A 10,632-nucleotide genomic window follows, 5' to 3' on the forward strand; every position below is an offset into this window, starting at 1 on the left:
AAAGCCGCCCATGCCCGTCACCGACATCGCCACCCGCGTCCACGACCACGGCTGGCGGCTGGACCCGATCGTCCGCAGCCTGCTGGACACCGACTTCTACAAGCTGCTGATGCTGCAGCTGATCTGGAAGCGGCATCGCGACGTGCCGGTGACCTTCTCGGTGGTCAATCGCACCCATGCGGTGCGGATCGCCGACGAGATCGACGAGACCGCCCTGCGCGAGCAGCTGGACCACGCCCGCACCGTGCACCTGAGCAAGAAGGAGCGCATCTGGCTGGCCGGCAACAGCTTCTACGGCCGGGCCCAGATCTTCGAGCCGGCCTTCCTGGCCTGGCTCGCCGACTACCGGCTTCCCGACTACCGGCTGGACCGGCGGGACGGCCAGTTCGTGCTGGAGTTCGAAGGCCCCTGGGCCGAGGTCACCCTGTGGGAGATCCCGGCCCTGGCGATCATCAACGAGCTGCGCAGCCGCGCGGCGATGCGCGGCCTGGGCCGGTTCTCGCTGGACGTCCTCTACGCCCGCGCCAAGGCCAAGCTGTGGGACAAGGTCGAGCGGCTCAGGCGGCTGGAAGGGCTGGTCCTGTCGGACTTCGGCACGCGCCGCCGCCACGGCTTCCTGTGGCAGCGCTGGTGCGTCGAGGCCCTCAAGGAAGGCCTGGGCGAGGCCTTCATCGGCACCAGCAACGTGCTGCTGGCCATGGACAGCGACCTGGAGGCCATCGGCACCAACGGCCACGAACTGCCGATGGTGATGGCCGCCCTGGCCGGCGACGACGACGCGGCCCTGCGCAGGGCGCCGTTCACCGTGCTGGACGAGTGGTCGCAGGCCTATGGCGGCAATCTCAAGGTGGTGCTGCCCGACGCCTTCGGCACCGCGGCCCTGCTGCGCGACGCCCCCGACGACCTGGCCGACTGGACCGGCTTTCGCCCCGACAGCGCCCCGCCGATCGAAGGCGGCGAGGCGATCATCGCCTGGTGGCGGGCCCGCGGCCGCGACCCGCGCGACAAGCTGCTGGTGTTCTCCGACGGCATGGACGTCGACAGCATCGAGACGACGCACCGCCACTTCGCCGGCCGGGTGCGCACCAGCTTCGGCTGGGGCACCAACCTGACCAACGACTTCGTCGGCTGCGCGCCGGACGCCCGGAGCCTGGGCCCGGTGTCCCTGGTCTGCAAGGTCACCCGGGCCGGCGGCCGCCCCGCCGTCAAGCTGTCGGACAATCCCAACAAGGCCGTGGGCGACCCCGCCGAGATCGCCCGCTACCTCCGCGTCTTCGGCGCGGAGGGGTTCCAGGCCCAGACCGTGACAGTTTAGCCGGCGCCCACCAGCACCTCGGCGATCTGGACGGCGTTGAGCGCCGCGCCCTTGCGCAGGTTGTCGCCGGTCACGAACAGCGCCAGGCCGTGGGCGACGGTGGGGTCGGAGCGCACCCGCCCGACGAACACCGGGTCCTGGCCGGTGGTGGCCAGCGGGTTGGGAACCTCGGCCAGCGCCACGCCCGGCGCCTCGCCCAGCAGGTCAAGGGCGTTGGCGACCGATATCGGCCGCTCGAACTCGGCGTTGATCGACAGCGAGTGGCCGGTGAACACCGGCACCCGCACGCAGGTGCCCGACACCGGCAGGCCCGGGATCTCCAGGATCTTGCGGGTCTCCTCGCGCAGCTTGGCCTCTTCCTCGGTGTAGCCGTCCTCGCCCAGCTTGTAGTTCAGCGGCACCACGTTGAAGGCGATGGGCGCGGCCCACTTCTTGGGCGCGGGGAAGGCGACGGCGCCGCCGTCGTGGGCCAGGGCCGCGCCGCCGTCGGCGGCCGCCAGGATCTGCTCCCGCAGTTCGTCGATGCCGGCCACGCCGCCGCCCGACACCGCCTGGTAGGTGCTGACCACCAGCCGCTTCAGGCCAGCGGCCGCATGCAGGGGCTTGAGGACCGGCATGGCCGCCATGGTCGTGCAGTTGGGATTGGCGACAATGCCCTTGGGGATCTTCGCCAGGGCATGGGGGTTGACCTCGGCCACCACCAGCGGAACGTCCGGGTCGTCGCGCCAGGCCGAGGAGTTGTCGATGACGATCGCCCCCGCCGCCGCGACCTTCGGCGCCAGGGCGCGCGAGGCAGCGCCGCCGGCCGAGAAGAAGACGATGTCCAGGCCGGCGTAGTCGGCGGTCGCGGCGTCCTCCACCACGATCTCCCCGCCGCGCCAGGCCAGGGTGGTTCCGGCCGACCGCGCCGAGGCGAACAGGCGCAGCGACGCCAGCGGAAAGTCCCGCTCGGCCAGCAGGGTCCGCATCATCTCGCCGACCAGGCCGGTGGCGCCGACGATGCCGACGCGCGGCGGGTTAGAGGTGGAAAAGGCCGAAGTCATGTCATGCGTCTCCTGGAGGATGCGGAGGCGCGGGGGATTGTCCGTCGGTCTGGAAAGGACGGCCCCGCGCGTCGGCGGGGCTTCTGTCCGGCTGTCGCGTCTAGACCGCGCGCACACCCGCAGACGCCCCGCCGAAGCGGGTCGTTTTGCGAATAATGGCTTTGGTCATCACGACGGACATGGCGCAGCTCTCTAGGGACGAACGCGGCGGATGTAAACCGTCCGGCGCGTCGTCGCCGGATCCGCGGTCAGTTCCCCGTCGGGACCGGCGACATCGCCGCCACGCTGGCGCCGGCCACCGGGATCATGAAGCCCGGCAACGGACGCGGGGCCGGGGCGGGCGCCGCCGTCGGGACCGCCGCCCCGCCGGCCGCGTCGTTGACGCACTGGGCGGTGTCGATCAGGGCGTGCTGGCCGAGGCAAAAGACATCCTCGTAGTGCGGACCGGCCACGGCCAGGCACTGGTAGAGGTTCAGCTTGGCCATCTTCATGCAGAAGCCGCTCTTCTTGTCGTGCATGACGACGTCCAGCTTGGCGGCGTCCTCGTCGCCGGCCGCGCCCAGCACCGCCAGGGCCGCCAGGGCCGCGGCCCGCACGGTCACCGGGGTGAAGGCCGCCCCGCCCTCACCGCCGAAGCTTCCCGCTTCGCGTGGCGCGGTCGCGGCCTGGATCAGCCGGCCGGCGTCCTCGTCGCCGGGGGTGAAGAAGGCGGCCGACGTCGCCTTGACCTTGGCCAGGCGGCCGGCGGTGTCGGCGATCGGGCTCTTGGACCAGTCCTGGTGCTGGATGTCGTAGGCCGCCTGCTTGACCGCCTTGCCGGTGACGCCCAGCGGCGCGCCGCGCTTGAGCAGGGCCGCCTGGGCCCGGCTGGCGGCCGCGCCGACGCCGTCGATCTCGACGACGCTTTCGGGATTGGCTTCCAGGCGTTCGATCAGCACCTCGGCGGGCATCTCGCGGGCGGCCTGGCGGACGCCGTCGATGAAGGCCTCCTCCTGCAGGGCGGCGATGGCGCCGTAGGCGATCATGCCGGCGTCCAGCTGCTCTGGCTGGTAGGCCGCGCCCTTGGCCAGGGCCTCGGCGACGCCGCCGCCGTTCTCGAACGCCGCCGAGATGGTCCCCGCGCCGCGGGTGTAGGTCTCGAAGGCGCTGGCCGCGGCGACGACGTCGCGGGCCAGGCTGACGCCGGGCGCGCCGCGCTCCTGGCGGGCGACCGCGAAACCGGACACGGCGACGGCGGCGATCAGCGCGCTCGTCGCCCAGAGAACGGGATATTTCATGATGATGGCCCCAGACCAAACTTGCGGCCTATTGGGCGACCATCTCGGTTGATCAGCCCCTAATATTCATGCCGAATTGGGCGTTAACGTCCGTGTATTGGACTGTTTTCGCTGCGCATTTTGTCGCATGACAGCTTTGACGAGCACAGCGGCGCCAGCTTCGTATCTTTATAACAGGAAGTGTCGGGGAGATCGACATTTGCCAATCGATGAATATCCCTCAGCCGAAGATTGCATAGACCGAAAGCCGACACCGTGCATCGCCCGCCGATGACAAGGTCCGAAAACCGCGAGACGCCGCCCCATCCAGGTCTATGATCGGCCCCATGGACCTCGACCCCGACGCCTGCTACCGCGCCATCCAGACCCGCGACGCCCGCTTCGACGGCCGGCTGTTCGTGGCCGTGCGGACCACGGGCATCTACTGCCGGCCCGTGTGCCCGGCCCGCACGCCCAAGCGCGAGAACGTCACCTTCCACGCCACGGCCGCCTCGGCCCAGGAGGCCGGCTACCGCGCCTGCCTGCGCTGCCGGCCCGAGACCTCGCCGCAGCTGGGGGCCTGGAACGGCGCGTCCAACACCGTCAGCCGCGCCCTGGCCCTGATCGAGGCCGGCGCGCTGGACGAGGACGACGTCGAGACCCTGGCCGGGCGCGTGGGGGTGGGCGGGCGCCAGCTGCGGCGACTGTTCCTGCAGCACCTGGGCGCGACGCCGGTGGGCGTGGCCCAGACCCGGCGGGTGCTGCTGGCCAAGCAGCTGATCCACGAGACCGACCTGCCGATGGGCGAGGTGGCCCTGGCCGCCGGCTTCGGCAGCGTGCGGCGCTTCAACGAGACCTTCCAGCAGCTCTACGACCGTCCGCCCGCCGCCCTGCGCCGAAGGAAGGCCCTCCCTGCCCCGGCCGGCGAGGCCATCTCCCTGACCCTGCGCTACCGCCCGCCCTACGACTGGGACGGCATGCTGGCCTTCCTGGCGATGCGCGCGATCCCCGGCGTCGAGGCGGTCGACAACAACGTCTACCGCCGGGTCATCGCCCTGGACGGCGCGGCCGGGACGATCGCCGTGGCGCCGATCGGCGGCGACCGGCTGCGCGTGGCGGTGCGCTTCCCCCGGCCGTCGGCCCTGCCCCGCATCCTGGCCCGGGTGCGCGGGGTGTTCGACCTGTCGGCCGACCCGGTCGGCATCGGGGAGGTGCTGTCGCGCGACCCGGACCTGGCGCGGATGGTGGCCCTGCGCCCCGGCCTGCGGGTGCCCGGGGCCTGGGACGGGTTCGAGCTGGCGGTGCGGGCGATCCTGGGCCAGCAGATCACCGTCGTTCAGGCCCGCAAGCTGGCCGGCGACCTGACCGCCGCGCACGGCGACCCCCTGGCGGCGCCCTGGGCCGAGCCGGGCCTGACCCACGCCTTCCCGTCGGCCCAGCGCCTGGCCGCCACAGATCTCTCGGACCTGAAGATGCCCGGGGCCCGCATCCGCTGCCTGTCGGCCATGGCCGGGGCGATCGCCGCCGATCCGAACCTGCTGTCGCCGACCGCCAGCCTGGCCGAGATGGTCGCCCGCCTGCGCGCCCTGCCGGGCATCGGCGAATGGACGGCCCAGTACATCGCCATGCGTCAGCTGCGCGAGCCCGACGCCTTCCCGGCCGCCGACGTGGCCCTGATGCGCGCCCTGGCCGACGCCGACGGCGTCCGCCCGACGCGGGACCAGCTGCTGGCCCGCGCCGAGGCCTGGCGGCCCTGGCGCGCCTATGCCGCCCTGCACCTGTGGGCCTCTCTGGCCGACGAGGGGGCGCCGCCGGTTCGCAAGGTGAAGCGTGCGGCCTGAGGTCCTGGCGCACGCGGTGCTGGCCACCCCGATCGGCGAGATCGACGTGGTCACCGACCGCGACGGGCGGCTGCGGGTGCTGGAGTTCCACGACCAGCCCCAACGCCTGTCCAGCGCCCTGCGCCTGCACCATCGCGGCCAGACGGTGGAGCGCGGCGCGGCGCCGGCCGCCGTCCGCGACGGGCTGGCGGCCTATTTCGCCGGCGACCTGGCGGCGCTGCGGACCATCCCCTGGACGATCGGCGGCACCGCCTTCCAGCACCAGGTGTGGCAAGCCCTGGTCGAGATCCCGCCGGGCGAGACGACCAGCTACGCCGGCCTGGCCCGGCAGGTCGGACGGCCGGCCGCCGTCCGCGCGGTCGGCGCGGCCAACGGCGCCAACCCGATCGCCATCGTCGTGCCCTGCCACCGGGTGATCGGGACCGGCGGCGCCCTGACCGGCTATGGCGGCGGGGTGGAGCGCAAGCGGTGGCTGCTGGCGCACGAAGGGGGCCGCGCGCTCTGACGGGGACAGGTCCATGGACCTGTCCCCAGCTTTGCCAGTCCGCCGCAACCCCCATAGGATGGCCGCGCCGCCCTTCGCGACCGGAACCCTCATGCAGCTGTCCCTCCCGACCACCACCTCCGTGCGCTGGCTCAGCTGGCTGCGGCGGCGGATCCGGTCCAGCGAGCTGTGGCTGATCGCCGTGGCCACCCTGATCGGCGCGGGGGCGGGGGCGCTGGCGGTGCTGCAGGCCAAGCTGGCCCACGGCCTGCAGGTGCTGCTGTTCGCCATCAACATCGACGAGCGACTCAGCGCCCAAAGCGTGATCGCCCCCTGGCGGACCCTGGCCATTCCGCTCGGCGGGCTGGTGCTGGGCGTGGCCACCTGGGCCTGGCTGAAGTACCGCCCCAAGCCGGCCGTCGACCCGGTCGAGGCCAACGCCCTGCACGGCGGCCACCTGTCGGTCCGCGACAGCGCCTTCATCTGCGGCCAGACCCTGCTGTCGAACGGGGTCGGGGCCTCGGTCGGGCTGGAGGCCGCCTACGCCCAGGCCGGGGCGGCCATCGCCTCGTTCGCCGGCCAGCGGCTGAACCTGCGTCGGGCCGACATGCGGACCCTGGTCGGGGCCGGGGCGGGCGCGGCCATCGCCGCCGCCTTCGGCGCGCCCCTGACCGGGGCCTTCTACGCGTTCGAGATCGTCATCGGGGCCTATACCGTCGCCAACCTGGCTCCGGTGGCCGCCGCCGCCCTGGCCGCGGTGCTGGTGGCCGGACGGATGGGCGGCCTGCCCTACCTGCTGAAGACCTCGACCCCGGCCGTGCAGTCGTGGTTCGACTACGGCCTCTACGCCCTGCTGGGCGTGGTCTGCGCGTTCGCGGGCGTCGCCCTGATGCGGCTGGTGGCCTCGGCCGAGGGCTTGGTCGGCAAGTCCAGGCTGCCCAAGCCCGTCCGCCCGATGGTCGGCGGCGTGGCCCTGGCCGCCCTGGCGATGATCACCCCCCAGACCCTGTCGGCCGGCCACGGGGCCGTGCACGTCAATCTGACCGCCGACCTGGGCCTGAGAATGCTACTGATCCTGCTGGCCATGAAGGCCCTGGCCAGCGTGGTGTCGCTGAGCTTCGGCTTCCGGGGCGGCCTGTTCTTCGCCTCGCTGTTCCTGGGCGTGCTGGTGGGCCAGATCTTCGCGGCCCTGACGGTGTTCGTGCCCTGGCTGCCGTCCCTGGACCCGACCGTGGCGGCCCTGGTCGGGCTGGGCGCGTTCGGCGTCGCCGTGGTCGGCGGGCCCTTCACCATGTCGTTCCTGGTGCTGGAGGCGACCGGCGACTTCACCGTGGCGGCCGCCGCCCTGGTGGCCTCGCTGATCGCCAGCGCCCTGGTGCGCGAGACTTTCGGCTACTCGTTCTCGACCTGGCGGCTGCACCTGCGCGGCGAGACCATCCGCAGCGCCCACGACGTCAGCTGGATGCGTCCCCTGACCGCCGGCCGGATGATGCGCAAGGACGTCAAGACCGTGCCGGCCGAGGCCAGCCTGGCCGAGTTCCGCCGCCGCTACCCGCTGGGCTCGACCAAGCGGGTGGTGATGCTGGACGCCCAGGGCCGCTACGCCGGCATCGTCCGCACGGCTCTGGCCTACGCCCATCCCGAGGACAGCGAGATCGCCGTGTCCTCCCTGGCCCTCTACGCCGACACCGCCCTGATGGCCGACCAGTCGATCAAGGAAGTCATGCGCGCCTTCGACCACACCCAGGCCGACGAACTGGCGGTGATCGACGCCAACCGCGAAGTGATCGGCATCCTGTCCGAGGCCTATGCGACGCGACGTTACGCCGAGGAACTGGACAAGGCGCGGCGCGAGCTGACGGGGGAAGCGGGGTAGGCGGCGATGATCTAGATGTCTGGGTCGATCCATTGCGGAAGTCGACCCCTCTCCCAGAGGGAGAGGGAGGGGCCCATGCGCAGCATGGGAGGGTGAGGGGTTACGAGGTTTGACGGCGTGCCGGCGCTCCGTCCGACGCCGTAACCCCTCACCCCGACCCTCTCCCTATGGGAAAGGGAGCAAGTTCCGCTCACCAATCCCCACAGAAAATCGATCCCCCCGCTTTCGATACGAGGAAGCCTCTGGCCTCGCCGCCGCATCCTCACCCCGCCCCATCGCGTTAGACGTCCATCGGCAACCGAGGCGGCGTCATGACCAGCACCTTCAACTTTCGCCGGGACCTGATCACCCGGCCGATCCTGGCCTGGGCGCGCGGGGTGATGCCGGCCCTGTCGCAGACCGAGCGCGAGGCGATCGACGCCGGCGACACCTGGTGGGACGCGGCCCTGTTCACCGGCGATCCGGACTGGAACGCACTGCTGGCCTTCCCCGCGCCCCGGCTGCGGCCCGACGAGCAGGCCTTCCTCGACGGACCGGTCGACACCCTGTGCGCCATGCTCGACGACTGGACCATGACCTGGGAGACCCGCGACCTGCCGCCGCAGGCCTGGGCCTATCTGAAGCGCCAGAAGTTCTTCGGGATGATCATCCCGAAGGAGTATGGCGGCCTGGGTTTTTCCGCGTTCGGCCATGCCGAGATCGTCCGCAAGATCGCCACCCGCTCGGTGTCGGCCGCGGTGACGGCCATGGTGCCCAACTCGCTGGGCCCGGGCGAGCTGATCATGAAGTTCGGGACCCAGGCCCAGCGCGACCATTGGCTGCCGCGCCTGGCGGACGGCCGCGAGGTGCCCGCCTTCGGCCTGACCAGCCCCGAGGCCGGGTCCGACGCCGGGGCCATGGTCGACGAGGGCGTGGTCTGCCGCGGGACCTGGAAGGGCCAGGAGGTGCTGGGCATCCGGCTGAACTGGCACAAGCGCTACATCACCCTGGGGCCGGTCTGCACGGTGCTGGGCCTGGCCTTCAAGCTGCGCGACCCCGACCATCTGCTGGGCGAGATCGAGGACATCGGCATCACCTGCGCCCTGGTGCCGACCGACACAGCGGGGGTCAGTATCGGCCGCCGGCACCTGCCCGCCTTCCAGACGTTCCAAAACGGTCCCAACTGGGGCAAGGACGTCTTCATCCCGATGGACCTGGTGATCGGCGGAGCCGAGCGGGTGGGCCAGGGCTGGAAGATGCTGATGACCGCCCTGGCGGCCGGGCGCGGGATCTCGCTGCCGGCCCTGTCGGGCGCGGCGGCCAGCTTCAGCGCCCTGACCACCGGCGCCTACGCCCGGGTGCGCAGCCAGTTCAACGTGCCGATCGGCAAGTTCGAGGGCGTGCAGGAGCGCCTGGCCCGCATCGCCGGCAACGCCTACCTGCTGGACGCCGGCCGTCGCCTCACCTGCACCGGCCTGGACCTGGGGCACCACCCGTCGGTGATCTCCGCCCTGCTGAAGGCCGGCGCCACCGAGCGCATGCGGGTGGTGGTCAACGACGCCATGGACGTGCACGGCGGCAAGGCGGTGATCGAAGGCCCGCGCAACTACATGGGCTCGCAGTACCGAGCCATCCCGGTCGGGATCACGGTCGAGGGCGCCAACATCCTGACCCGCAGCCTGATGGTGTTCGGCCAGGGCGCGATCCGGGCTCATCCGTTCCTGTTGAGCGAAATCCTGGCAATCGGCGAGGAGGATCGGGCCAAGGGCCTGGCCGACTTCGACGCGGTGTTCTGGAAGCACGTGGCGCACGCGATCCGCACCGGCCTGCGGGCCTGGGGTCGCAGCTGGACGGGCGGGGCGTTCGCTCCAGCCCCCGACGCGGGCCGCGCCACCAGATTCTATCGAAAAATGGGCCGCTACAGCGCCGCCTTCGCCCTGACCGCCGACATCGCCCTGCTGACCCTGGGCGGGGCGCTGAAGCGCAAGGAGATGCTGTCGGGCCGGCTGGGCGACATCCTGGCCGAGCTCTATTTCCTGTCGGGCGCCCTGAAGCGCTGGGAGGACGAGGGCCGCCAAGACGCCGATTTCCCGCTGCTGCAATGGTGCATGGACACGGGTTTCGCCACCATCGAGCAGCGGTTCGACGAGGTGTTCGCCAACCTGCCCAACGTGCTGGCCGGCTGGCTGCTGCGGGCGGCGATCCTGCCGCTGGGCCCGCGTCGCCGGGGCCCGTCGGACCGCACGACCACCGCCTGCGCCGAGCTTCTGCTGCACCCCTCGGCCACGCGCGACCGGCTGATCGAGAACGTCTATGTCGGCGGCAAGGACGAGGCCGTCGGCCAGCTGATCGACGCCTTCGAACGCGTCGTCGCCACCCAGCCGATCCACGACCGGCTGCGCGCCCAGAAGATCCGCCATTGGAGGGACGGGGTCGAGCAGGGCTGCGTGACCGCCGACGAGATCGCGGCGCTGGAGGCGGCGGACAAGGCGGTGGCGGCGGTGATCGCCGTCGACGACTTCGCCCACGACGGCCTGGCCGCCCGCGCCGTGGCCGACGCCCGGCCGGCGCCGCCGATCTGGACCGACGAGGTGACGCCACGGCCGGGGCTGGACGCGGAAGAGCGGACGTTCAGCGGGGCGGGGCTGTAGAGACCTGAACCTCCCCCTGTGGGGGAGGCGATCGCGCAGCGATCGGTGGGGGGAGTTTTGGGATCGTCGATCCGGGCTGTGGTCATCGGCCGATCACTCCCCCCTTGTATCTGGATTGAAGCGCTGAGCTGTGATGGCTTGGTGCGGTGAAAGAGCCCGGTGGCCACCGGGCTCTTTCGTGCGGCGA

At 71.7% G+C, this 10,632-nt stretch carries 7 protein-coding genes; 5 read left to right on the top strand and 2 right to left on the bottom strand.

Annotation, left to right across the window (positions count from 1 at the left end; genetic code table 11):
* The first annotated feature begins 10 nt into the window (after positions 1–10).
* Complete coding sequence (locus J2X41_RS24900; protein WP_310087231.1) at positions 11–1,315, top strand: nicotinate phosphoribosyltransferase; 1,305 nt, start codon at positions 11–13, stop codon at positions 1,313–1,315.
* Here the strand turns inward: J2X41_RS24900 and J2X41_RS24905 are convergent.
* Together J2X41_RS24905 and J2X41_RS24910 are read right to left on the bottom strand one after the other, a co-directional pair.
* A complete protein-coding gene (locus tag J2X41_RS24905) occupies positions 1,312–2,358 on the bottom strand; it encodes an aspartate-semialdehyde dehydrogenase (RefSeq protein ID WP_310087234.1) in 1,047 nt (348 codons plus the stop codon). The genes J2X41_RS24900 and J2X41_RS24905 overlap by 4 nt on opposite strands.
* Positions 2,359–2,606: 248 nt before the next feature.
* On the bottom strand, positions 2,607–3,635 hold the full coding sequence (locus tag J2X41_RS24910) for a hypothetical protein (protein ID WP_310087237.1): 1,029 nt from the start codon (positions 3,633–3,635) through the stop codon (positions 2,607–2,609).
* 326 nt (positions 3,636–3,961) lie between these two features.
* Here J2X41_RS24910 and J2X41_RS24915 point away from each other — a divergent pair, with 326 nt between their 5' ends.
* The 4 genes from J2X41_RS24915 (at position 3,962) to J2X41_RS24935 (ending at position 10,445) form a co-directional block, all read left to right on the top strand.
* Positions 3,962–5,455 carry a DNA-3-methyladenine glycosylase 2 family protein gene (locus J2X41_RS24915; protein ID WP_310087239.1) on the top strand — a complete coding sequence of 498 codons (1,494 nt, stop codon included), beginning with the start codon at positions 3,962–3,964 and terminating at the stop codon, positions 5,453–5,455.
* Entirely contained in the window at positions 5,445–5,960 is a 516-nt protein-coding gene (locus J2X41_RS24920; RefSeq protein WP_310087241.1) for a methylated-DNA--[protein]-cysteine S-methyltransferase, read from the top strand. The genes J2X41_RS24915 and J2X41_RS24920 overlap by 11 nt, the downstream gene beginning before the upstream one ends.
* A 91-nt stretch (positions 5,961–6,051) precedes the next feature.
* Positions 6,052–7,815, top strand: a complete 1,764-nt coding sequence (locus tag J2X41_RS24925) for a chloride channel protein (protein WP_310087243.1) — start codon at positions 6,052–6,054, stop codon at positions 7,813–7,815.
* A gap of 311 nt (positions 7,816–8,126) precedes the next feature.
* Complete coding sequence (locus J2X41_RS24935; protein WP_310087245.1) at positions 8,127–10,445, top strand: acyl-CoA dehydrogenase; 2,319 nt, start codon at positions 8,127–8,129, stop codon at positions 10,443–10,445.
* Positions 10,446–10,632: the final 187 nt, after the last annotated feature.

The sequence above is a fragment of the Caulobacter sp. BE254 genome (genome assembly GCF_031457295.1).
GTDB lineage: Bacteria > Pseudomonadota > Alphaproteobacteria > Caulobacterales > Caulobacteraceae > Caulobacter.